The sequence below is a fragment of the Rhizobium sp. AQ_MP genome (assembly GCF_014237835.1).
Taxonomy (GTDB): domain Bacteria; phylum Pseudomonadota; class Alphaproteobacteria; order Rhizobiales; family Rhizobiaceae; genus Allorhizobium.
In genome coordinates this window covers 350,223-373,067 of the sequence record NZ_JACJVI010000002.1, presented here as the reverse complement: position 1 = coordinate 373,067, position 22,845 = coordinate 350,223, and the positions used below count along the sequence as shown (strand labels likewise).

Annotated in this window: 19 protein-coding genes; 7 read left to right on the top strand and 12 right to left on the bottom strand. The window is 61.8% G+C overall.

All coding sequences use genetic code 11. The features are described 5' to 3' along the window. Positions 1-57 precede the first annotated feature (57 nt). Positions 58-696, bottom strand: a complete 639-nt coding sequence (locus tag H6M51_RS04875) for an NAD(P)H-dependent oxidoreductase (RefSeq protein WP_185808759.1) — start codon at positions 694-696, stop codon at positions 58-60. Positions 697-857: 161 nt separating this feature from the next. On the opposite strand from H6M51_RS04875, the gene H6M51_RS04870 reads away from it, so the two are divergent. Beyond that, positions 858-1,253, top strand: coding sequence for a helix-turn-helix domain-containing protein (locus H6M51_RS04870; RefSeq protein ID WP_185808758.1), 396 nt, complete (start codon positions 858-860; stop codon positions 1,251-1,253). A gap of 33 nt (positions 1,254-1,286) precedes the next feature. Here H6M51_RS04870 and H6M51_RS04865 read toward each other — a convergent pair whose 3' ends face one another. Continuing rightward, complete coding sequence (locus tag H6M51_RS04865; protein ID WP_185808757.1) at positions 1,287-2,660, bottom strand: GH1 family beta-glucosidase; 1,374 nt, start codon at positions 2,658-2,660, stop codon at positions 1,287-1,289. A 344-nt stretch (positions 2,661-3,004) separates the two neighbouring features. After that, positions 3,005-4,177 carry a Gfo/Idh/MocA family protein gene (locus tag H6M51_RS04860; RefSeq protein ID WP_185808756.1) on the bottom strand — a complete coding sequence of 391 codons (1,173 nt, stop codon included), beginning with the start codon at positions 4,175-4,177 and terminating at the stop codon, positions 3,005-3,007. 181 nt (positions 4,178-4,358) lie between these two features. On the opposite strand from H6M51_RS04860, the gene H6M51_RS04855 reads away from it, so the two are divergent. Continuing rightward, the gene (locus H6M51_RS04855; protein WP_185808755.1) at positions 4,359-4,991 is read left to right on the top strand and encodes a CatB-related O-acetyltransferase; all 633 of its coding nucleotides are present in this window, start codon (positions 4,359-4,361) and stop codon (positions 4,989-4,991) included. A gap of 3 nt (positions 4,992-4,994) precedes the next feature. On the opposite strand, the gene H6M51_RS04850 is transcribed toward H6M51_RS04855, so the two are convergent. The 4 genes from H6M51_RS04850 to H6M51_RS04835 form a co-directional block, all read right to left on the bottom strand. Next, complete coding sequence (locus tag H6M51_RS04850) at positions 4,995-6,047, bottom strand: sugar phosphate isomerase/epimerase (RefSeq protein WP_185808754.1); 1,053 nt, start codon at positions 6,045-6,047, stop codon at positions 4,995-4,997. A 142-nt stretch (positions 6,048-6,189) separates the two neighbouring features. After that, on the bottom strand, positions 6,190-7,143 hold the full coding sequence (locus H6M51_RS04845; RefSeq protein ID WP_185808753.1) for a substrate-binding domain-containing protein: 954 nt from the start codon (positions 7,141-7,143) through the stop codon (positions 6,190-6,192). 70 nt (positions 7,144-7,213) lie between these two features. Then, positions 7,214-8,224, bottom strand: coding sequence for an ABC transporter permease (locus tag H6M51_RS04840; RefSeq protein WP_185808752.1), 1,011 nt, complete (start codon positions 8,222-8,224; stop codon positions 7,214-7,216). Positions 8,225-8,319: 95 nt separating this feature from the next. Further along, positions 8,320-9,846, bottom strand: a complete 1,527-nt coding sequence (locus H6M51_RS04835) for a sugar ABC transporter ATP-binding protein (RefSeq protein WP_185808751.1) — start codon at positions 9,844-9,846, stop codon at positions 8,320-8,322. Between the two features lie 176 nt (positions 9,847-10,022). On the opposite strand from H6M51_RS04835, the gene H6M51_RS04830 reads away from it, so the two are divergent. Together H6M51_RS04830 and greA are read left to right on the top strand one after the other, a co-directional pair. Next, positions 10,023-11,042 (top strand): LacI family DNA-binding transcriptional regulator, encoded by a 1,020-nt coding sequence (locus tag H6M51_RS04830; protein ID WP_185808750.1) that lies wholly within the window; start codon positions 10,023-10,025, stop codon positions 11,040-11,042. Positions 11,043-11,159: 117 nt separating this feature from the next. Beyond that, positions 11,160-11,642, top strand: coding sequence for a transcription elongation factor GreA (gene greA / locus H6M51_RS04825; RefSeq protein ID WP_185808749.1), 483 nt, complete (start codon positions 11,160-11,162; stop codon positions 11,640-11,642). Between the two features lie 243 nt (positions 11,643-11,885). On the opposite strand, the gene xylA is transcribed toward greA, so the two are convergent. The 5 genes from xylA to H6M51_RS04800 form a co-directional block, all read right to left on the bottom strand. After that, a complete protein-coding gene (gene xylA, locus H6M51_RS04820; RefSeq protein WP_185808748.1) occupies positions 11,886-13,196 on the bottom strand; it encodes a xylose isomerase in 1,311 nt (436 codons plus the stop codon). A gap of 207 nt (positions 13,197-13,403) precedes the next feature. After that, on the bottom strand, positions 13,404-14,852 hold the full coding sequence (gene xylB, locus H6M51_RS04815; RefSeq protein WP_185808747.1) for a xylulokinase: 1,449 nt from the start codon (positions 14,850-14,852) through the stop codon (positions 13,404-13,406). A gap of 23 nt (positions 14,853-14,875) precedes the next feature. Beyond that, positions 14,876-15,901 carry a LacI family DNA-binding transcriptional regulator gene (locus tag H6M51_RS04810; protein ID WP_185808746.1) on the bottom strand — a complete coding sequence of 342 codons (1,026 nt, stop codon included), beginning with the start codon at positions 15,899-15,901 and terminating at the stop codon, positions 14,876-14,878. 171 nt (positions 15,902-16,072) lie between these two features. Then, the gene (locus tag H6M51_RS04805; protein ID WP_185808745.1) at positions 16,073-17,656 is read right to left on the bottom strand and encodes a DHA2 family efflux MFS transporter permease subunit; all 1,584 of its coding nucleotides are present in this window, start codon (positions 17,654-17,656) and stop codon (positions 16,073-16,075) included. 137 nt (positions 17,657-17,793) lie between these two features. Then, positions 17,794-18,981, bottom strand: coding sequence for an HlyD family secretion protein (locus tag H6M51_RS04800; RefSeq protein WP_185808744.1), 1,188 nt, complete (start codon positions 18,979-18,981; stop codon positions 17,794-17,796). 172 nt (positions 18,982-19,153) lie between these two features. Here H6M51_RS04800 and H6M51_RS04795 point away from each other — a divergent pair, with 172 nt between their 5' ends. The 3 genes from H6M51_RS04795 (at position 19,154) to H6M51_RS04785 (ending at position 22,581) form a co-directional block, all read left to right on the top strand. Continuing rightward, positions 19,154-19,816, top strand: coding sequence for a TetR/AcrR family transcriptional regulator (locus H6M51_RS04795; protein WP_185808743.1), 663 nt, complete (start codon positions 19,154-19,156; stop codon positions 19,814-19,816). An 83-nt stretch (positions 19,817-19,899) separates the two neighbouring features. Continuing rightward, positions 19,900-20,658, top strand: a complete 759-nt coding sequence (locus H6M51_RS04790; RefSeq protein WP_185808742.1) for a TerC family protein — start codon at positions 19,900-19,902, stop codon at positions 20,656-20,658. Positions 20,659-20,811: 153 nt separating this feature from the next. Further along, a complete protein-coding gene (locus tag H6M51_RS04785) occupies positions 20,812-22,581 on the top strand; it encodes an SLC13 family permease (RefSeq protein WP_185808741.1) in 1,770 nt (589 codons plus the stop codon). The last annotated feature ends 264 nt before the right edge of the window (positions 22,582-22,845 follow it).

Below are 22,845 nucleotides of genomic sequence, written 5' to 3'. Positions count from 1 at the left end.
CGGTTGCCCGGAGCCCTGGCGGTCGGCCTGGAGGTGCCGACTCGGTTAGAAAGATCGTCAGGCCACAACCGAAACAAACTGCTCCTTCGGGCGGCGGACCTTCTTGAGATTCACCAGCCAGTCGCCTTCCTGCGCACGATAGCCGAGCGGCAGGATCGTGACCGAACGCAGGCCCTTCTTTTTCAGGCCAAGGATCTCATCGAGCTTGGCAGCATCAAAGCCTTCCATCGGAGTTGCATCGACGCCCTCGAAGGCAGCCTGTGCGACCGACATGCCAAAGCCGATATAGGCCTGGCGGGCGGCATGCTCGAAGTTCACCTGCGGCTCGCGCCCCGGATAGGTGTTGAGCAGCATCTGGCGGTAGTTTTCCCAGCCTTCGTTCGTGAAGCCGCGCTCTTCGTTCACAAGGTCAAACATGTGGTTGATGCGCTCAGGCGTATAGTTGTCCCAGGCAGCAAAGACGAGCAGGTGCGACCCCTCGGTCACCTGCGCCTGGTTCCAGGCGATCTCCTGGATGCGCTGGCGGACATCCTTGTTGGTGACAACGATGACTTCGAACGGCTGCAGACCGCTCGAGGTCGGCGCGAGACGCGCTGCCTCGACGATGCGCTCGACCTTGTCCTCGGGCACGACTTTGGACGGGTCCATCTTCTTGGTGGCATAGCGCCAGTTCAGCTTTTCAATCAATGCGGACATGGTTTCGCTCCTGTTTGACCCCTCGAAGCGCCACGGGAGTTGGCACGGCCGATCGGGTCTGGTATAAATTCGTAACCAGGCCTAGATATGGAACCTTGGAATTTGTGCAAGAAGGCACATTTTTGATACCAGGTTACACCAATGAAACGATGGGAACCGCCATGTGCGACAACTACGATCCGAACAAATGCCAGACCGTCAGCGAAATGCTGGCGAGACTGGGCGATAAATGGACCGTTCTCGTCATCATGATGCTCGGCGATGGCCCGCAGCGCTTCTCCGATCTCAAGCGATCGGTCGTCGGCATATCCCAGCGCATGCTGACATTGACACTGCGTTCACTGGAACGCGACGGTATTGTCGAACGCACGGTGCATCCGACAGTCCCACCGAAGGTGGAATACGCTCTGACCGATCTCGGCCGCTCCTTCGGGGAGCCGATCCGGGCGCTCGGCGGCTGGGTTTTCACCCATCACGAGCGCATCCAGACGGCGCGTGCGGAATTCGACCGTCGCAACGAGGTCGACGCTGGCAACAAGCTGATCAAGCTCGGCTGACAAGGGGCTTGTGGGCGGAAGCCCCTGTCCGGGTCAGTCCGCCTTGAAGTTGCCTTTCGGAAACTCCAAGGCGAGATCGCGATACCACTTGCCGCTCTTCTTGATGGTGCGAACCTGTGTGTCGTAATCGACATGCACGAGACCGAAGCGCATTTTGTAGCCCTCGGCCCATTCGAAATTGTCCATCAGCGACCAGGCGAAATAGCCCTGCATGGGATAGCCCCCGGCGATCAGGTCGGCGACCTTGTCCAGATGTTCGGCGTAGTAGTCGAGCCGCGGCTGGTCCTCGACTTCACCACCCTCGACCTCCATGTTGTAGCAGGCGCCGTTCTCGGTGATGTAGCAGGGTGGCAGTTCGTAACGGGCATAGAGCCGCTCGACGAGAGACTTCATGGCCGGCGCATAGACCTCCCAGCCGATATCGGTCTTGACCTTGGAAACCGGCGGCGCGCCGACAGTCGCCGGGAATTCCGCACCCGGCGTCGGATCGTCGGCAACCCGCATCGGCGTGTAGTAGTTGAGACCCCACCAGTCGAGCTTCTGGCTGATGATGGCCAGATCGCCTTCCTCAATTTTCGGCATGCGATTTCCGAGCGCCGATAGGAAGTCGGCCGGATATTCGCCCTTGAAGACCGGATCGAAGAAGACGCCATTGTGGAACTGATGCGCGCGCTCGGCAGCCGCGAGATCGGCAGCGCTGTCGGAACCCGGCAGCGTCTCATGCGCGTTCAGCACCAGGCCCACCGGCACCCTCGGACTGACGTCACGGATCGCCTGCACGGAAAGTCCATGCGCCAAGTTGGTGTAGTGCAGCGCATGCAGTGCCGCATCCATGTTGCGCTCGCCCGGCGCATGCACGCCGTAGAGATGGCTGAGCCAGACCGAGCACCAGGGCTCGTTGAAGGTCGCGACCGCATCGAGCCGGTCGCCGAGCCGCTCCATGACAACCTTGGTGTAGCGCTGGAAGGCATGAGCCGTAGACCGCGCGGTCCAGCCGCCTTCACCCATCAGTGCCAGCGGCAGGTCCCAGTGGTAGAGCGTGGCATAGGCCTTGATGCCGCGCGCCTTCAAGCCGTCGACGAGCTTGTCGTAGAAATCGAGACCCTTCTCGTTGATCGGGCCGGTCCCCTCCGGAATGATGCGCGGCCAGGCGATCGAGAAGCGATAGCCGGTGACACCCATGTCCTTGATCAGGTCCAGGTCGCTTTCCCAGCGATTGTAATGATCGCAGGCGAGATCGCCATTGTGACGCCCGAAGACCCGGCCCGGCATGTTGGAAAACGCATCCCAGATCGACGGCTTGCGGCCATCCGCCTTCGACGCCCCTTCGATCTGGAAGGAGGCGGTGGCGACACCGAAGAGGAAATCACCGGGAAAGCGCGAGGCGAGAGCCTTGGGATCGATCATCAAAGAAATCCTTCGTCAGGGTCCGGGCAGCACGGCTGCCCGAGGTGCGTGACAAGCGATTTAGAGCAATCCCGCGACGCGGTGAAGACGGCAGGAGCAAAAAACTGCAACGTTGCAGGAAATCAACCCTCCCCTCGAGGGCGAGGGTCGGAGCAAAGCCCCGGGGTGTAGGGGGATCGCTCGAGTATCCTCTGCGCCGCCCCTGGGACCAAGGCCCCTCATCCGCCCTCCGGGCACCTTCTCCCCGCATGCGGGGAGAAGGCCTCGCCGCTGACCAAGCATTCCCCCCTCTCCCCGCTTGCGGGGAGAGGGCAGGGTGAGGGGCAATTCACGCTCGCGTGGGCTTAAACCTTCACCCAGCCGCCATTCTGCTTCGACGACGCGATGCAGGCCTCGACGAAGGCGACACCCTTTACGCCGTCATCGACGGTCGGATAGATCACGGCCGCATCGACGGCAGTCCCCACTTTTGCCGCATTGATGGCGGCAGCGGCTTCCGTGTAGATCGTCGCAAAGGCTTCGAGATAGCCTTCCGGATGGCCGGAGGGGATGCGGGTGACACGGGCGGCTGCGGCATTCGCCCCTGCCCCGCCACGTGTGATCAGCTGTTTCGGCTCGCCGAGGCGGGTGAACCACAGATAGTTCGGATCGGCCTGCGTCCATTCGATGCCGGCCTTGGTGCCGTAGATGCGAACCTTCAGGCCGTTCTCGTTGCCGGTCGCCACCTGGCTGCACCAGAGCAGACCCTTGGCCCCGCCCTTGAAGCGCAGCATGACGTGTGCGTTGTCGTCGAGACGACGGCCCTCAACGAACGTGTGCACGTCAGCCGCCAGCTCATCCAGTTCAAGGCCGGAGATGAACGAGCCGAGATTATAGGCATGCGTTCCGATATCGCCCGTCGAACCACCGGCACCCGACTGCTTCGGATCGGTGCGCCAGGCGGCCTGCTTCTGGCCGGTCTGCTCGATCGGCTCGGCCAGCCAATCCTGCGGATATTCCATCTGTACCAGCCTGATATCGCCAAGCTCGCCGGAGCGCACCAGCTCGCGCGCATGCCGCACCATCGGATAGCCGGTGTAGTTGTGGGTCAGGATGAACAGCGCCTTCGCCTTGTCGGCAACCGCCTTCAGCGCCTTGGCATCGTCGACGTTCGAGGTCAGCGGCTTGTCGCAGATGACATGGATGCCGCGCTCCAGAAACGCCTTGGCCGCCGGAAAATGCACATGGTTCGGCGTGACGATCGACACGGCCTCGATGCCATCCGGACGCGCCGCTTCCTTTTCCGCCATCTCTTCGTAGGAGCCGTAGCAACGCTCCGGGTCGAGCCCGAGTTCGCGACCAGAGGCCACAGACTTTTCCGGCGTCGAGGACAGCGCGCCGGCAACGAGTTCATATTGGTCATCAAGCCGCGCTGCCATCCGGTGCACCGCGCCTATAAACGCCCCGGCGCCACCGCCGACCATGCCAAGACGGATCTTCGGTGTGCGCTCGCCCGATTTGCTTGCTTCGATCGCCATATGCTTCCTCCTTGAAATGCGGTGTCTGGAGTTCGCTCTCCAGATCCGTTAAACTGACATCCGTAAAGAAGGATGCCCTGACAGTGAACATCTGAGATCCGCCTCTTATGAGGCAAAGCCAACAAGCCCGCGTCAGCGATCACCGCGACGCTAAATGAGAGCTTTTGCAAGGATCTCAACCATGCCTTTACTTGATCCCTATGCACTTCACCCAATCACATTGCCCGATGGCACCATTTACCGCGACACCGTGCACCTAGCGCGCGCAGTCAATCATCCGCGCATGGAAATCGGCGAATTCAGCTATTTCACCCATTCCGGCTCTGTGGAACAGACCGCTGAGATACTTGCGCCCTATCTTGGCCACGGCTGCCGCGAGAAGCTGGTGATCGGGAAATTCGCCCAGATCGCTCGCGGCTGCTATTTCATCACGTCTTCCGCTAATCATCCAATGGGCGGTATAACCACGTATCCTTTCCGCATCTTCCGGCCGGAGACCTTTGGTTATAAGGACCTGCCGGTCCGCGATACTATCCTCGGCCATGATGTCTGGATGGGCCATGGCGCCACCGTAATGCCGGGTGTTTCCATCGGTCATGGCGCCATCGTTGGCGCAGGAAGCGTGGTGGCTCGCGACGTCCCTCCTTACGCAATCGTCGGTGGCAATCCAGCCCGGCTGATCCGTATGCGCTTCACTGACGAGCAAATAGCCGATCTCCTGACGCTCGCCTGGTGGGACTGGCCGCTCGACAAGATCGAGCGCGCCCTGCCCCATCTTGAGAGCGGCGACATCGCCGCCCTCAGCCACGTCTAGCCCTCAGAGACCCAGCATCCGGCGGTTGGCCGCATCGTCGGTCCCGCCGGATGCGAAGTCGTCGAAGGCCTTTTCGGTCACACGGATGATATGCGCCCGGACGAACTCGGCGCCTTCACGCGCGCCATCTTCCGGGTGTTTCAGCGCGCATTCCCATTCGACAACGGCCCAGCCATCGAAATCGTTTGCCGCCATCTTCGAGAAGATCGCGCCGAAATCGACCTGGCCGTCGCCGAGCGACCGGAAGCGACCGGCCCGCTGAACCCAGCCCTGATAACCGCCATAGACACCCTGCCGGCCGGTCGGATTGAATTCCGCGTCCTTGACGTGGAACATCTTGATCCGGTCCTTGTAGATGTCGATGTTGTCGAGATAGTCGAGGCACTGCAGTACGTAATGCGAGGGGTCGTAGAGCATGTTGGCGCGGGAATGGTTCTTCACACGCTTGAGGAACATCTCGAAGGTCACGCCGTCATGCAGGTCCTCGCCCGGATGAATTTCATAGCAAACGTCAACACCCTGCTCCTCGGCATAATCGAGGATCGGCAGCCAGCGGCGCGCCAGTTCGTCAAAGGCCGTTTCGACGAGACCCGCCGGACGCTGCGGCCACGGATAAATATAGGGCCAGGCAAGCGCGCCCGAGAAGGTCGCATGCGCCTTGATGCCGAGGTTGCGCGACGCCTTCAGCGCATATTTGACCTGCTGCACGGCCCATTCCTGGCGCGCCTTCGGGTTGCCGCGCACTTCCGGAGCCGCAAAGCCATCGAAGGCTTCGTCATAGGCCGGATGCACGGCCACCAGCTGCCCCTGCAAATGGGTGGAAAGCTCGGTGATTTCGACGCCATTTGCCCGGGCAACGCCGGCAAGCTCATCACAATAATCCTTGGATTCGGCGGCCTTCTTCAGGTCCATCAGCTGGCCGGCCCAGGTCGGAACCTGCACCCCGACATAGCCCTTCTCGGCCGCCCACTTGGTAATCCCATCCCAGGTATTGAACGGCGCGGCATCACCCGCGAATTGGCCGAGAAAGATCGCCGGCCCCTTGATCGTCTTCATGAATTCTCCTCCCTGAGCATTCCTGCAACGTTTCCGTAAACGGTTACAGGAGATGGATTTTCGATACAACCGCAATGATGCAACCGTTCAAACATCTGCCCGGGAAAACCCGGGCAGAGCACTGTGTTTTGTCGAGCAAGGATCAGAACGGCGAATCCGGGAAGTAATAGTTCTTCGCGTTGTCGGGGGTGATCAGCGTCGCGTCGAGCGTATAGGTGCCATGCACAGGAACCGCGTCGTAAAGGGCAGCTGCGGTCAGCTCCATGGCCGTGCCGACCATCGACGGCGGGTAGAGAACGTTGACCGGCACCATCTTGTCGCCGTCCTGTACCTTCTTGATCATGTCCTTCGAACCGGCGCCGCCGATGATGTACTGGATGTCGGTACGGCCGGCCTGTTCGATGGCCTGGAGAACGCCGACGGCCATGTCGTCATCCTGGCACCAGACCACATCGATCTTCGGATACTTGGTCAGGTAGTCCTGCATGACCTTGAAGGCGTCGTCGCGATTCCAGTTGCCGAACTGGCGGTCGAGAATCTTGACGTTCGAACCTTCGATGCCCTTGTCGAAACCGTCCTGGCGCTGCTGATCGATCGGGATCGGCATGCCGCGGATGACAACGACTTCGGCGTCCGGTGTCTTCTCTGCAATATACTTGCCGGCGACTTCGCCGAGAGCCGGGTTGTTGCCGGCGACATAAAGGTCGCGCACCGTGTTGTCGTTTACCGAAGGTGCGCGGTCAACAAGAGCGACGAACTTGCCGCTGTCCTTGATCTGGCGGATGGCGTTGACAAGCGGATCCGGATCGGTCGGCAGAATGACGAGCGCGTCGATACCCTGCGTCGCCAGATCCTGCACGGCATTCGCCTGGCTGGAGGGATCGGCAGAGGTCTTGACGACGACGTTAAGGCCGGGATGGCGCTCCATGAGCTGCTTGGCGATACGTTCGGCATGATAGATCACACCCGATGTCCAGCCATGTGTTGCGGCCGGGATCGAGACACCGATCGTCTTGGTGTCCTGGGCCTGCGCTGCGCCGAAAATCGACACCATCGCGGTCATGGCGACAGCCATACCCAATAATTTCTTGTGCATTGGTTTCCTCCCAAAGTGACTAGGGTCAACTGAAGAACAGACCGGGCGACCCTCCTGCCCGGCCGTTTGCTTACGCCTTGCGCGCCAGAGATCGCTGGACGAGCATCGCGATGATGATGATCGTGCCCTGGATGGCGCCGATCAGATATTCGGAGATGAAGTTCGACAGCAGCATGATGTTGCCGACGAGTTCGAGGATGAAGGCACCGCAGATCGTGCCCCAGACGCGGCCGGCGCCACCCTTGAGAGCCGTGCCGCCGACAACAACGGCCGTGATCGCCTGCAGCTCCCAGAGAATGCCGGTAGTGGCCGAGGTTGAGCCAAGACGCGGCACGTAGAGAAGCACGGCAATGGCGACACAGAGGCCCTGGATGACGAAAGCGATGGTGCGCACCCGGTCGACGGCAATGCCGGAATAGCGGGCGACATCGCGGTTCGAGCCGACGGCAACGACATGGCGGCCATAGCGGGTGCGATAGAGAACGACGGCGGCAATGGCGGTCACCACGAGGATGATGACGATCGGCACGGGCACACCAAGGATCGAACCGAAATAGACCGGGCGATAGATTTCCTGCTGCACCGGATCGCGCAGCGTGATCGCGCCGCCTTGGCTGAGCCAGGTAGTGAGGCCGCGATAGATGCCCATGGTGCCAAGCGTTGCGATGAAGGGCTCGATCTTGCCCACGGTGGTGATCAGCCCGTTCAGGAGGCCGCACAGCGAACCGATGATGATCGCAAGTGCCATGGCGGCCGCAATCATCAGTCCGGGATCGGCGATCGCACCGGAATTCATGAACAGGATCATCAGGCTGGCGACGAACGCCACCATCGAACCGACCGAGAGGTCAAGGTCACCCGACGAAATGACGAAGGTTGCCCCGACCGCAATGATCGCGATGAAGGCAGAACGGGTCGCGACATTGGCAAGGTTGGTAAGGCCAATGAAGTTCGGGTTCACCAGCGCCCCGACGATCAACAGGATCAGCAGCGCGGCAAAGGGTGCCACGGCGCGCAGATCCACATCGCGCCAGGTGCGGCGTGAACGGCCGGGGGTCGTCGTTTCAGTCTCGGCAGTCATGTCTTCCCGTCTCCTCCCGCGCGCCGTGTCGTGACGGCCGCGCACCCTGAAGTCTTGGTTTTCAGCCCGGTCTTGCCGCCAGGCTTCGCGATGGATCAGCTCGCCATCTGCCGTTTCAGGCCCGCGGCATAGCGCATGATCGTCTGTTCGTTGATGTCGTCGCCCTCGAGCAAACCGACCATCCGGCCCTCGCGCATCACGGCAACCCGTGTGCAGAGCCCGATCACCTCGGGCATTTCCGAGGAGATCACGATGATCGAGCGCCCCTCGCGGGCAAGCGCGGCGATGAAATGATAGATCTGCTGCTTGGTGCCGACATCGATGCCGCGTGTCGGCTCGTCGATGATGATCACGTCGGGTTCGACTTCCATGATCTTTGCGAGCAAGAGCTTCTGCTGGTTGCCGCCGGACATGCGCCCGACCCGCACCTTCTCGTCGCGCACACGAATGTCGAAACGCCGCTTGGCACGCGCCATGGCCTTGGCCTCGCTGCCGGGATCGAGGTAGCCGTGACGCACATGGTTGTCCATCGACTGCAGCGTCAGGTTGGCCGTCATGCCCTCGCCGAGCAACAGGCCCTTGCCTTTGCGATCCTTGGTCATGTAGGCGAGCCCGCGCCGGTTCGCCTCGCGGAAATCCTGCTGATCGAGCACGGCGCCCTTCAGTCTGACCTCGCCGGACAGTCGCGACCGAAGGCCGGCAACCGCCTCCATCAACTCGGTCCGTCCCGACCCGATCAGGCCGGAGAAGCCGAGCACCTCGCCGCGCTTCAGGTCGAAACTGGCATTCTTGACGAAGCCGGTCGTCAGATCCTTGACCGACAGCACGATCTCCTCGTCGACGTCAGGCTCATGCTTGGTGGGGTAGAGGCTCGACAATTCGCGCCCGACCATCAACTGCGCGATCGCCTCCCCGTCGAGTGCGGAAGTCGGCGCGGTCTTCACCCACTGGCCATCGCGAAGCACCGTCACCCGGTCCGTCAGCTCCATCACCTCGTCAAGCTTGTGGCTGACAAAGACGAAACTGGTGCCCCGGGCGCGCAACTTGCGCACCTGATCGAACAGTACCTCGGTTTCATCGCGCGACAGGACCGCAGTCGGCTCGTCCATGAAGACGATGCGCGCCTTGCGGCTGATCGCCTTGGCGATCTCGACCATCTGCTTGTCGGCGACCGCAAGCGAGCTGATCAGCGCATTTTCATCGATCTTCGAGCCCAACTGATCCAGCACCCGACGGGTCTCCGCCCGCATCACCTTGCGGTCGAGCATGCCGAAGCGCGTGACCTCGCGACCAAGAAACAGGCTCTCCGTGACGGTCAGGTGGTCGGCAAGATTGAATTCCTGGTGGATAAGCACGATGCCAAGTGCCTCGGCAGCGCCATTGGCCGGCAGCGTCACCGGCTCGCCGTCGAGCAGGATACGCCCGGCCGTCGCCTGCTCGAAGCCTGAGAGGATCTTGACGAGCGTCGACTTGCCCGCGCCATTCTCGCCCATAAGCGCATGAACCTCGCCCGGCAAAACGTCAAAATCGACGCTGAACAGCACCTGCACGTCGCCAAATGACTTGGAGATACGCTCCGCCACGAGCACGGGTGTCCGCGCTTCGCCCCCAACCGATGTCATGCAATCCTCCCGGCGGTTCCTCCACCGCTCTGACATCCTGTGTAAACCTTTACATGTCCGATGTAAAGGTTTACATCATCGCATCACGGAGAGTTTTTGTTCCCTCTCCGCTTTCGCAGCCGCGGCAGGGAATGTAAGGTCTCCAACGATTCCAGACGGATAGGGGATAGGGGCGCGTGCCGGACACTGCACCAGCGACGATCGAGGACGTGGCGCGCATCGCGGAAGTATCGATCGCGACGGTGAGCCGCGCGATCCACACCCCTGACAAGGTGGCGAAATCGACCCGCCAGCGCGTCAATCAGGCGATCGCAATCACCGGCTACACGACCAATGCCATGGCCCGATCGCTTCGCATGGGCCGGTCGAACATGATCCTGATCCTGGCGCCCGATATCGGCGACCCGAACTTCTCATCGACGCTGATTGGACTGGAAAACGAAGCCCGCGCCCATGGCTACGGCGTCCTGATAGGGCATACCCAGAATGACCCGGAGCGCGGGCTCGAATATCTGAAATTCCTGAGCTCCGGTCAGGCGACGGGCCTCGTGCTCTTCACCGGCCACGAACCCTTCGGCCATCAGGTCGTCGGCCAGCGCCTTCCGCCATCGGTCGCGGTCTTCGAACCGGTCTTCGGCTCGAAGATCTCCTATGTCGGCGTCGACGACGTGGCCGGTGCCAGGAAGGCCGCGGAGCATCTTTTGTCCTCCGGCCACCGTTCCATCGCCTTCATCGGCGACAGCAAGACGCGGCTTGGCCACCAGCGCCGCCGCCAGGGGTTCGACATCGCCTTGGATGCAGCCCGCATCCCGCCGCAGCAGCGCTTTACCCTGGAAGGCGAAGGCACGATCGAAAGCGGCCGCCTTGCGGTCGAACAGCTCTTCATGCGCGACCAATTGCCCACAGCCTTCATGTGCGTCAACGATGCCACCGCCGTCGGCGTCATCAACGGCCTCACTGCCCGCGGCTACGACCTGCCGCACGACTTCTCGGTCATCGGCTTCGATGATGTGCCGCAGGCAACATACGTGAACCCCGCACTCACCACCATCCGCCAGCCCCGCACGGCCATCGGCCGCCAGGCCATGTCGCTGCTGATCAAGTCCCTCTCCGACCGCCCAACCGAACGCCAGGAAATCCTGCTAATGCCGGACCTGATCGTGCGGGGATCGGTGACCGGGCCGGCGAGGCGGTAGACCTGCCCAAGCGGCGAGATAGGCCCGATGGACCCATATCCGATCTGGGCCGTTGACCGAGTTCCCTCTATATTGGCAGATGCCCGCCCACCCTGCCCCATCAATCGGAATGCCCCAATGAGTGTCGCCTTCACCAAGGAAGAGAGTTCGGAAACCGCAGCGGAAACCCATCTGCCGGACAGACCGATTTCGCCGCATCCGAACCTCGTGACCTCAGAAGGATTGAAACGTCTCGAAGCCGAGGCGGAAGAAGCGCGTGCCGCCTATCTGGCAGCGCAGGCGATCGAGGACATCAACGAACGCCGCCGCCAGTCGGCGGTCCCGTATCGTGACCTCAAATACCTGACGGAACGTCTGCGCACCGCGCAGGTCATTCCGGAGCCCGAAACCAACGCTGTCGTCGCCTTCGGCAGTAAGGTCACCTTCGAACGCGATGACGGCCGCGTGCAGACCTACCGCATCGTCGGCGAAGACGAGGCCGACCCGAAGACCGGCTCGATTTCGTTCGTTTCGCCCGTCGCAAGCCGCCTAATGGGCAAGGCCGTGGGCGATGTGGTGACGGTTGGCGAGCAGGAGCTGGAGATTACCGCCATCGCGTAAGAGACACCGGGCGACGCACACCACCACCGTCATCCTCGGCCTTGTCCCTATGATCTGCTGCCGCCTCCCGGAAACTCGAGTCTTCGGGCGACCGCTGCACCCGCACGCCATTCCTGAAACGCCCAAACCGCAGACACCCTCGGTAGATCCTCGGGACGAGCCCGAGGATGACGACGGTTCAGGAACGCGAAAGGCCGGGACGCTTTCGCGCCCCGGCCTCCGAACGCACTCAAAGCGTCGAAATCAAACGTAGCGGTTGACCACGTTCTCCAGCAGTTCCTGCTTGCCGGATACCGGCTTCGGATTGACATTCTGGGCTTCGACGCGGGCGGCGATGGCGTCAAGGCTTTCCTCGCCGCGCAGCATCTTCTGGTTCTCCGGCTTGTCCCAACCGGCATAACGCGCGCTGAGCGGGCCAGACAGGGCCTTGTCCTCGATCATCTTCGCGGCGGCCTTCAGACCACGGGCGCAGCAGTCCATGCCGCCGATATGGCCGATCAGCAGGTCTTCGGCGTCGAGCGACTGGCGGCGCAGCTTGGCGTCGAAGTTCGTGCCACCGGTGGTGAAGCCGCCGCCGGACAGGACCTGATAATAGGCGAGCGCCATTTCCGGCACATTGTTCGGGAACTGGTCGGTATCCCAGCCGGACTGGTAGTCGTTGCGGTTCATGTCGATCGAGCCGAAGATCCCGAGCGCATTGGCCAGCGCCAGCTCGTGCTCGAAGGAGTGGCCGGCGAGGATCGCATGGCCCTGCTCGATATTGACCTTTACTTCCTTCTCAAGGCCATAAGCCTTGAGGAAGCCGTAGACGGTTGCCACGTCGTAGTCGTACTGGTGCTTCGAAGGTTCCTGCGGCTTCGGCTCGATCAGGATGGCGCCCTTGAAGCCGATCTTGTGCTTGTACTCGACGACGAGGTTGAGGAAGCGGCCCATCTGGTCCAGTTCCTTCTTGAGATCCGTGTTGAGCAGGGTCTCATAGCCCTCACGGCCGCCCCAGAGAACGTAGTTCTCGCCACCCAGACGTTGGGTCGCGTCCATGCAGGTCTTCACCGTCGCCGCTGCAAACGCGAAAACATCCGGATCCGGATTGGTGGCAGCGCCCGACATGTAGCGACGATGCGAGAACATGTTCGCCGTGCCCCAGAGCAGCTTCACGCCGGTCTCTTCCTGCTTCTTGGCGAAGTAGTCGACGATCTCGTTCAGGTTCTTGGTGTTCTCGGCGAAGCTGTTGCCCTCAGGGCGAACGTCGGCGTCGTGGAAGCAGTAGTAGGGCGTGCCCAGCAGCTGGAAGAATTCGAAGGCGACATCGGCCTTCAGCTTCGCCGCGTCCATCGTGTCCTTGAACCAGGGACGCTCGAAGGTATTGCCGCCGAACGGGTCGGTGCCCGGCCAGACGAAGGTGTGCCAATAGGCAATCGCAAAGCGCAGATGGTCTTCCATGCGCTTGCCGAGAACGACTTCGTCCGGATTGTAGTGGCGGAAGGTCAGCGGATTGGTACTGTCTGGACCTTCATATTTGATCTTCTGGATATTGCCGAAGAAACCTGTGCTCATGGGTAGTCCTCCTTAGTGTGTTGTGACCACCCTCCCCTTGAGGGGGAGGGTCGGACCCTCAGGTCCGGGGTGGGGTGATGGCTTCGCAGCCCCTCATCCGCCTGCCGGCACCTTCTCCCCGTCAACGGGGAGAAGGACATGCGCCGCCACCGTTACCGTCCCCTCTCCCCGCCTGCGGGGAGAGGGTCAGGGTGAGGGGCAAATCTTTCAAATCCCTCGGATCGCCGGATAAAGCGCCCGATAACGTCCGTAAGCCGCCTCATAGACCGAGGTCAGCGCACCGACCGGCTCCACCGTCTCCGCCGTCTGAGGCGCCGTGCAGACAGAAAGCGGATCCGCCCCGGTCGCTGCGATCAGACCCAGGCGGGCGGCCCCGAAGGCCGCGCCGAAATCGCCGTCGGCGGGAATGTCGACCGGGATGTCGAGCGCCGTCGCAATCGAAGACAGCCAGTAGCGCGAGCGCGAACCACCACCGATCGCCGTCACGCGGTCGATCTTGGTACCGGCGGATTTGAGCGCCTCGAGGCTGTCACGAATGGCGAAGGTAACGCCCTCCAAAACGGCCTGAGTCAGCACGGCACGATCGCTCTCATGGCCGAGCCCGATAAAGGCACCGCGGATCTTCGCGTCGTTGTGCGGCGTGCGTTCGCCGGAGAGGTAAGGCAGGAAGGTCACTCCGGTCGGTGCCTTCAGCCCATCGCCGAGCTCACCGGTCAGTTCGCCTGCGGATTTGCCGGTCACGGTAGAATGCCAGTTGAGCGCGTCAGTTGCCGAGAGGATGACGCCCATCTGGTGCCAGGTCTTCGGCAGCGCATGGCAGAAGGCATGCACAGCACTTTCCGGCTTCGGCAGATAGGAGGCGTTCGCCGCGAACAGCACGCCCGACGTTCCGAGCGAGACGAAGGCCTGGCCTTCCGCGACGCTGCCCATGCCACAGGCCGAGGCTGCATTGTCCCCTGCCCCACCGGCGACCACGACGTTGGATCCAAGACCCCACTTCTCCGCAAGCTCGGCCCGCAGCGTGCCGGCGCCATCCGTACCTTCAACCAGGCCAGGCATCTGCTCGACGGTCAGGCCCGTAACCTCCAGCAACTCGCTCGACCAGGCGCGTTTGCCCGTGTCGAGCCAGCTGGTGCCGGCCGAATCCGACATGTCAGAAAGATATTCACCCGTCAGCCAGAGCCGCAGAAAGTCCTTCGGCAGCAGCACCTTGGCGACCTTCGCAAAGGTATCCGGTTCGTTGTTCTTGACCCAGGCAAGTTTCGGCGCGGTGAAGCCCGGGAAGACGATATTGCCGGTCAGCGCCCGGAAGCGCGGATCCGCATCCAGCGCGGCAGCTTCTGCATGGCTGCGCGTATCGTTCCAGAGAATGCACGGCCGCAGTACCCGGTCCTTGGCGTCGATCAGCGTCGCGCCATGCATATGGCCCGAAAGACCGATGCCCTTGACCGCAGCGAGTTCCTCCGGATGCGAGGCCTTCAGCGCCGCGACCGCCTCTTCTGTCGCCCTCAGCCAGTCGCCCGGCGCCTGCTCCGACCAGCCGGGATGCGGCCGCTGCACGGTCAAGGCCGCATGACCGACGCCGACCACCTTCTGGTCGCCGTCGATCAGCATGGCCTTCACACTCGACGTGCCGAGATCCAATCCTAGATACATGGGTGTCCTCCACTCCTCTGCCTTCAGGGCAGATTGTCCTTCAAGAATATGTCGATACGAATGCGTTCCTGCGCCGCCACGACCGGCAGCCCGTCGGCCTTGGCCTTCAAGACGCGAATTGCGCTGCGCACCTCGTGCCCAGCATCCTGATTGAGCACGGCGTCGATCAGCCCGGCCTGTAGCGCCCCGCGCGTGGTTTCCGTCAGCTCGTGGGCGACGACCACAGGTCGATCTGCAGGCGCCAGCCGCTGCAATGCCTTCACGAGACCGCGGTTGCCGGCACCGAGGCTGTAAAGCGCAACGATGTCGTTGCGGCTCGCAAAGAGATCAGCGACCAGTCGTTCGACGACATCCGGGTCATCGCGTCCCTCGAGCACCGGCAGCAAGCCGAGAGAGGGAAAATCTGCGGCCATGACCGCTGTAAACGCATCGCAACGCTCGCGATGGTCGCGCACCAGCATGGAGCCGGCAAGCACCGCTACCTTGCCGGCACGCCCACCGGCGAAACGTCCAAGCAGGCTTGCGGCCGTCCGCCCTGCCGCCGCATTGTCGATCCCGGCATAATGGTCGCGTGCCGCTCCGGGCAGATCGGACACGAGCGTCACGAGCGGAATGCCGCTCCGTGAAATCTCCGCCGCCACCTCGGTCACGTCAGGGGCATCAACGGCCACAAAGGCGATGCCGGCCGGTTCTTCCGTAGCAGCATCTTTCAAAGCCGCGGCCAGGGCTGCTGCATCGAAAGCCGGCACATCGACGAGCCGGATCGCAATGCGCTCCACGCCGGCACGGGCGCTCGCCTCTTCGAGAGCGAGCCTCAAGCCCCGCATGAAGGAATTGTCGTTCGAGGGAATGATGAAGGTCAGTGGATAGACGCGCCCCTTGGCGAGATTGGCGGCGGCCACATCCCGCACGAAACCAAGCTCGCTGACAGCCTGGTCGACTTTCTGGCGGGTGCGCGCACTGACCCCCGGCCGCCGGTTCAAAACCCGGTCTACGGTGGCAAGGCTGACGCCTGCACGGCTCGCGATGTCATGGACGGTCGGCTTCATTCTCTCCTCCGGCGCCTGTCCTACACCAGAGTTTGAGGTACGTAAATCAGAAATCTGATGTACGTACCTCTTTGTTGTCGAACAACAGGGCCGCCCTGTCACGGGGCGACTTGGAGAGGGCCGATATCTTGGAAGAGCCTGAGCCCGCATGCTGCTGCAGGCATGGCGGGCTTAGTGGCCTGATCCGGCGGGCGCGGCACCTTGCGGCTTCTTCAGCAGCATGGCGAGGAAGACCAGAGCGGCAAACAGGATTGTCAGGCCCATGAAAACATCCATGAACGACAAAAGCCAGGCTTGCTGCGTGACGACGCCCGCAAGCTTCTTGATCGCGACCGCGGTCCCATCAAGACCATAACTGTCGTAATTGGCGCCGACACTCGCCAGCCAGTCAAGTGCCGCCCGATTGCCCCACGTAAGCTGCTCGGATAGCCGCGCATAATGATCATCAGAACGCTGCGTCAGCATGGTGTTGATGATGGCGAGCCCGACGGCACCACCGAGGTTGCGGGTCAGGTTGAACAGGCCGGACGCATTCTTGATGCGATCCGGCGGCAGCGTGCCGAGGGCCAGGTTGTTGATCGGCACCATGCAGATCATCAGTGAGCAACCCCGAAGGATCTGCGGAACCAGGAGCTCGTAGAAGTCCCAGTCTGCCGTGATCCCGGTCATCATGTAGGTGCCGAGCGCGAAGCCGGAAAAGCCGATCATCATCATCACACGCGGATCGAGCTTGTTCGACAATGCACCCGCCACGGGCGCGGTCAGGAACATCGCAGCACCGGACACGAACATGGTCTCGCCGATCATCAGAGAGTCGTATCCTCTGATGCGCCCGAGATAGAGCGGGTAAAGGTAGGTGAGACCGTAGAGACCCACACCCATGATGAAGGAAAACAGTGAACCGAAGGCAAAGTTGGCATTGCCGAAAGCGCGCAGATCGACGACCGGCAGTTCGACCTTGAACACCCGCCAGAAGAAGATAGCCCCGCCGATCACCATGGCGATCGTGCCCAGGACGATGTGGTGATCGTTGAACCAGTCCTTGTTGTTGCCCTCCTCCAGCACGAATTCCATCGTGCCGAGGAAGACCGCCATGGAGGCCAGTCCCCACCAGTCGAACTTCTTGAGGAGCTTGAGGTCGGGCTTGTCGAAATCGATCAGGCTCCAGGCTGCGGCTGCGACCAGCACCCCGGGAACGACGTTGATGAGGAACAGCCAGTGCCAGGACATGGCGTGGCTGATATAGCCGCCGATCGTCGGCCCGATGGTCGGCGCAAGCGTCGCGACAAGCCCCACCATCGGCGAGACGATGTTGCGCTTGGAGGGCGGGAAGATCGTGAAGGCGGCCGCAAAGACGGAGGGGATCATGCCACCACCGATAAAGCCCTGGATCGCACGATAGACGATCATTTGTTCGATATTGGTGGCAGTCGCACAAAGCGCACTGGCGAGCGTGAAGCCCGCGGCACAGATCGAGAAGAGCACCCGCGTCGAAAGAATGCGCGCCAGCACACCCGAAAGCGGGATCATGATGACTTCGGCAATGAGATACGACGTCTGCACCCAGGCGATTTCATCCGAACCGGCACCGAGGCCGGCCTGGATTTCCGCAAGCGACGCCGAGACGATCTGAATGTCGAGGATTGACATGAACATCCCGAACACCATCGCCAGAAAGGCAAAGACGCGTCGGGGATCCACGCGCTCCTCGACCGGAGCCGAGGGCGCGATGGCTGTTGAGGTGACTGCGGCCATGACACGGCCCTTTCGATAACGTCAGCCGGTTAGAGCAGGTCCAGCAAAAGTGCGTCAGCGGTTTTGCGTCCGGACTGCGTAAAAACAAATAGATAGAGCATTTCAGGTGATCCCGTTTTCACCGGAAATGATCTAGATTATTTCGCGGCAAGCGCCTGGCCGTCGGGGGCCGTGCGGGTGTCGACGTCAACGATGACGCTCAGGCCAGCGCGGAGATGTCCGCCGGCAAGCGCTTCCTTGGGCAGCGCGATCCTGACGGGCACGCGCTGAACGACCTTGGTGAAGTTGCCGGTGGCGTTTTCCGCCGGCAGCATCGAGAAGATTGCACCCGATGCAGGAGCGATCGAGGTCACTGTGCCTTCAAGCGGATCGTCACCATAGGCATCCACATGGATCGAAACCTTGGAGCCAGGCACCAGATGCGCGATCTGGGTCTCCTTGAAATTCGCCTCGATATAAAGCTCGTTGGTCGGAACCAGAGCAGCCAGCCGCTTGCCCGCCGAAACCAGGTCACCCGATTGCACCGAGAGATTGCCGATCACGCCGTCATAGGGAGCCTTGAGCACGGTGAAATCGAGGTCCCGCCTGGCCTTGGCAACAACCTGATCCTGCACCTTCACGGCATTCACGGCCTCTTCGCGCTGCGCCTTCAGGATCGAGAGATTGGCCTCGGCTGAAGCGACCGCCGCCTGGCCGGCCACGAGATTGGCGCGAGCCTGGTCGAGGGCCACCTTGGCGTTGTCGAGATCGGCAGCCGTGCCGACGCTCTTGGCCGCTAGCTCGCGGGCACGCTTTTCCGTGATTTCGGCGCCGCGCACCGCTGCTTCCAGCGAACCAAGCTGCGCCTTGGCCTGGGCCATACTCGCCTGACCACCGACGATCTGAGCGTCGATCCGGCCGATGGCGAGTTCAGAGCTGTGTTTACCGGCAACGGCCTGGTCGTAGGCGATCTGATAGTCGCCGCCGTCGAGCGTCACCAGCGGGTCGCCGGCATGGACAGCCTGGTTATCGGTGACGTTCACCTTGGCGACGTAACCGGAGACCTTCGGCGAGATGATCGCGATGCTGCCCTCGATATAGGCGTCTTCGGTCGACACCATGAAACGGCCATCGGTCCACCATTCATAGCCGTACCAGGCACCGCCCGCCAGCAGTGCGGCGAGAATGACCGGGAGAACGGGGCTGCGCCGCTTGGGCTTGGCGCTCGCCACATGCTTGGTCTGATGGGGCTCCCCGGTATCCGTCTCAGTTACGGGCGCGGCCTCATTCCGGTCGACTGGAGTGGAGGTGGAACGAAGGGCGGTGGATCTTTGCGTCGCAGACATGGTACGGACCGGGGAAGGGTTGAAATTGCTCGAACTGAACCGTTCGGTTCGATTGACATAGAGGCTTTCATCCCCCATATCAATAGGCAGAACAGGGCTTCGGAGGCGAAGCCGCTCAAGTGAGTTAATTTTTTTCGGTCAGGATATGTCGAAGCAATCGCAGGAACCCGTGATGCCGCCCCCGTCCTACCCCGTTGCCGGTGTCGGCCGCTTTGCAGCGGGCGCGGACCCGGTCAAAAGGGGTCAGATTCTCGACGGTGCCCATCGGGTCTTCATGAAGATGGGCTACGACGCGGCCAGCATGAATGATGTGACACGCGAGGCCGGCGTCTCCAAGGGCACGATCTACGTTTACTTCCAGAGCAAGGAAGATCTTTTTGCCGCGCTGATCGAGCGCGCCAAGGGCCTGTTTACGGAAAGCATGCGTGAGCTTCTTGCCCAGCACCCGGAGCCCGAGGAAGGCCTGCGGCTCTTCGCTGGCGCCTTTGTTGATCAGATCTTCAATTCCGAGATGATCCCAGCCATGCGCATTCTGCTCGGCGTCGTCGATCGCATGCCGTCACTCTGTCAGCGCTTCTTCGCAGGCTCCCCGAGCAATGCGCGCACCGTGTTGAAAGATTATCTGGATCAACAGGTTGCAGGCGGCCGCCTTGACATAGACGACACCAGTCTTGCCGCAACCCAGTTCATCGAACTGACGGTTGGGAGCTTTTTCAAGGGGCGCCTCTTCAACGAGATGCCCAAGCGGCCGCAAGAGGCAGAGCTTGAGCGGGTGATTGGCGGCGGCATGAAGGTCTTCTTCTGCGCCTACGGCCCGAAGACCGAGACGGTCTGACGGGGCGGCTGACGCCGCCCCTTGCCAACTGCGCCAATTTGTCCCATCTCCTGCGTGTCTCCTCCCATCCACGGAAGCCATACATGCAGGATATTCTCGTTCTTCTCCAGGACCCCGCCGCCTGGATTGCCTTGGTGACCTTGGTCGTCATGGAAGTCGTTCTCGGCATCGACAATCTCATTTTCATCTCGATCCTGACCAACAAGCTGCCCGCCGAAATGCGGGAGCGTGCACGAAAGATCGGTATCGGTCTTGCGCTCGTCATGCGCCTCGCTCTGCTCGGGACAGTTGCCTGGATCGTGCAGCTGACCACGCCGGTCTTCGAACTCTTTGGCCATGGCTTCTCGTGGAAGGACATGATCCTGCTGGCCGGTGGTCTCTTCCTCGTCTGGAAGGCCACCAAGGAAATCCATCACAATGTCGATCCGGTGGACCAGAAGGAGGATTTTATCGCTTCCTCAGCCACGACCACTTTCGCCAGCGCCATCGGGCAGATCCTGCTGCTCGACCTTGTCTTCTCGATCGACAGCATCATCACCGCTGTCGGCATGACACCGCATGTGCCGATCATGGTCGTCGCCGTGCTGGTTGCCGTGACCGTCATGCTGCTCGCCGCCACCCCGCTGGCCAACTTCATCGAGAAGAACCCGACGATCGTCATGCTGGCGCTCGCCTTCCTGCTGATGATCGGCACCACGTTGATTGCCGAAGGCATGGGTTTCCATGTGCCCAAGGGCTACATCTACGCGGCCATGGCTTTCTCGGCTCTGGTCGAGGTGCTCAACATGTTCGCGCGGCGCAAGCGCGAGCGGGATCGAAAGCTCAAGACCGCAACACACTGAAACCAGGCGCCGAATCCGCTTGAAGCACAGGGCCCGTCGATGAGACGGGCCCTTTTTCATGTCGATCAGAGAGGCTTGGAACCGATCGGCCCTTGCCAGACTTCCAGCAAGCTCCTACGCCTTCCCCATCAGCCAGCAGCATGCCGGAGCCCCATGACCCAAGAGCAGATCCTCGCCTTCGGCATCATCGCCATCATGATGGCGGCCTTCCTCTGGGAGAAGTTCCGTTATGACGTGATTGCGTGCAGCGCGCTGGTTGCGGCCGTCGCGGTCGGCCTGGTTCCGGTGGGGGAAGCCTTCTCCGGCTTCTCCGACGATCTCGTCATCATCGTCGGCAGTGCCCTTGTTGTCAGCGCCGGTGTGGCGCGCTCTGGCGTAGTGGATCTTGCGATCAAGCGCTTCTTTCCAGCCCTGAGTTCCCTGCACGGCCAGATGCTGCTGCTCCTGGTGACGGTGACGGTGCTGTCCGCCTTCATCAAGAATATCGGCGCGCTGGCGATCATGATGCCGGTCGCCTTTCAGTTCGCCCGCCGCTCCAACGTTCCGCCTTCGGTCTTCCTCATGCCGATGGCATTTTCGGCTTTGCTCGGCGGACTGATGACCCAGATCGGCACCTCTCCGAACATAGCGGTCTCGCGGCTGCGCGAGGAGCTGACCGGCCAGCCTTTCACCATGTTCGACTTCACGCCGGTCGGCGCGACACTGGCCTGCGCCGGGATCATCTTCCTCATTTTTTTCTACTGGCTCGTCCCGCGCCGCGAGAACCAGAACCCCTCGCTGCAGGAGGCGTTGGAAAGCTCAAGCTTTGCCACGGAAGCAATGATCACCCGGCAGTCACCCTATGTCGGCAAGACGCTGCACCACCTGCTCCAGACTTCCCACGGCGAGGTGACCGCCACGGCCATCCTGCGCGGCCACACGCGCCTCTCGCCCTTTCCGGACGTCTTGCTCCATGAAGAAGATACGCTTCTCCTCGAGGGTCCATCGGAAGCGCTTGATCGCATCGTCTCCCAGGGCAATCTGAGCCTTTCTGGAAATACAGAGGGCGATCGGAAGCGGCGTGGCGATATCTCCTCCGTCGAGGCCGTGATCGGCCGCGGGTCGCCGCTGATCGGCCAGACCACCAGCGAACTCTCCTTGGTCCACACCTATGGCGTCAATTTGCTCGCGGTCAGCCGCCAGGGGAAGCGGATCCGCGAACGCCTCGGCCAACTGACCCTGCGCTCTGGTGACGTCGTCGTGCTCCAGGGCCTGCGCCAGCAGATGCCCTCCATCCTGACCGAACTCGGCTGCCTGCCACTGGCCGAGCGGGAAATTCTTTTGGGAACCAGCCGCAACATCTTTATTCCGCTTGCGATCCTCGTCATTGCCATGGGCGCGACCGCGCTCGGCCTTGCACCGGTCGCCATCGCCTTCTTCGCCGCGGCCCTTGCCATGGTCGCCTTCGGCGTCATCCCGGTCAGCGAGGTCTACCGTGCTGTTGATGGGCCCATCCTGGTGATGCTGGCAGCCCTGATCCCGGTGGCAGATACCTTGCGCACGTCGGGCGGCAGCGACGTGATCGCCGGCTGGCTGAACGCAGTCGCCGGCGGCCTGCCTGCTTGGGGTGCGGTGGCCCTCATCCTCTTGACCGCGATGGCGGTCACACCTTTCCTCAACAACGCCGCAACCGTGCTCGTCATGGCGCCAATCGCCGCGAGCTTCGCCACCGGCCTGGGCTATAAGCCGGAAGCCTTCCTGATGGCGGTTGCGATTGGTGCCGGATGTGATTTCCTCACGCCCATCGGCCACCAGTGCAACACGCTGGTGATGGGCCCCGGCGGCTACAGGTTCTCCGACTATCCGAGACTGGGGCTGCCCCTCTCTTTCCTCATTGTGCTGGTCTCGGTGCCGGCCTTGTTGATGGTCTGGCCCGTCAGCTGAAGTAAGCGAAAAGCGCCCAAAGAAAAACCTGCGTCGGCGGGACGCAGGTTTTCCTGGGGGCGGGGACTTGGGGGGAGCACAAGCCGGACGGTTAAGGGGCTCGCCTGCCATTTCGTTGGCCACGGAGAGAAACCGGAAAAACCTCCATGTTCCCCATATCCCGTCGCGTCCGGTTGGCACGGCCTGCGCTCTGCCATTAGAACGCAGCATCAAATGACAAGTTCCGCCACTTGGGAAAAATTTTTGAGAAAGCCAAGGGGCTTT

Coding starts and splice junctions, on each gene's coding strand:
- H6M51_RS04805 (WP_185808745.1), bottom strand. CDS start 17,656: ATGGCCGCAGTCACCTCAACAGCCATCGCGCCCTCGGCTCCGGTCGAG.
- xylA (WP_185808748.1), bottom strand. CDS start 13,196: ATGAGCACAGGTTTCTTCGGCAATATCCAGAAGATCAAATATGAAGGT.
- H6M51_RS04840 (WP_185808752.1), bottom strand. CDS start 8,224: ATGACTGCCGAGACTGAAACGACGACCCCCGGCCGTTCACGCCGCACC.
- greA (WP_185808749.1), top strand. CDS start 11,160: ATGAGTGTCGCCTTCACCAAGGAAGAGAGTTCGGAAACCGCAGCGGAA.
- H6M51_RS04860 (WP_185808756.1), bottom strand. CDS start 4,177: ATGGCGATCGAAGCAAGCAAATCGGGCGAGCGCACACCGAAGATCCGT.
- H6M51_RS04865 (WP_185808757.1), bottom strand. CDS start 2,660: ATGATCGATCCCAAGGCTCTCGCCTCGCGCTTTCCCGGTGATTTCCTC.
- H6M51_RS04790 (WP_185808742.1), top strand. CDS start 19,900: ATGCAGGATATTCTCGTTCTTCTCCAGGACCCCGCCGCCTGGATTGCC.
- H6M51_RS04855 (WP_185808755.1), top strand. CDS start 4,359: ATGCCTTTACTTGATCCCTATGCACTTCACCCAATCACATTGCCCGAT.
- H6M51_RS04795 (WP_185808743.1), top strand. CDS start 19,154: ATGCCGCCCCCGTCCTACCCCGTTGCCGGTGTCGGCCGCTTTGCAGCG.
- H6M51_RS04875 (WP_185808759.1), bottom strand. CDS start 696: ATGTCCGCATTGATTGAAAAGCTGAACTGGCGCTATGCCACCAAGAAG.
- H6M51_RS04800 (WP_185808744.1), bottom strand. CDS start 18,981: ATGTCTGCGACGCAAAGATCCACCGCCCTTCGTTCCACCTCCACTCCA.
- H6M51_RS04845 (WP_185808753.1), bottom strand. CDS start 7,143: ATGCACAAGAAATTATTGGGTATGGCTGTCGCCATGACCGCGATGGTG.
- H6M51_RS04785 (WP_185808741.1), top strand. CDS start 20,812: ATGACCCAAGAGCAGATCCTCGCCTTCGGCATCATCGCCATCATGATG.
- H6M51_RS04810 (WP_185808746.1), bottom strand. CDS start 15,901: ATGAAGCCGACCGTCCATGACATCGCGAGCCGTGCAGGCGTCAGCCTT.
- H6M51_RS04835 (WP_185808751.1), bottom strand. CDS start 9,846: ATGACATCGGTTGGGGGCGAAGCGCGGACACCCGTGCTCGTGGCGGAG.
- H6M51_RS04870 (WP_185808758.1), top strand. CDS start 858: ATGTGCGACAACTACGATCCGAACAAATGCCAGACCGTCAGCGAAATG.
- H6M51_RS04850 (WP_185808754.1), bottom strand. CDS start 6,047: ATGAAGACGATCAAGGGGCCGGCGATCTTTCTCGGCCAATTCGCGGGT.
- xylB (WP_185808747.1), bottom strand. CDS start 14,852: ATGTATCTAGGATTGGATCTCGGCACGTCGAGTGTGAAGGCCATGCTG.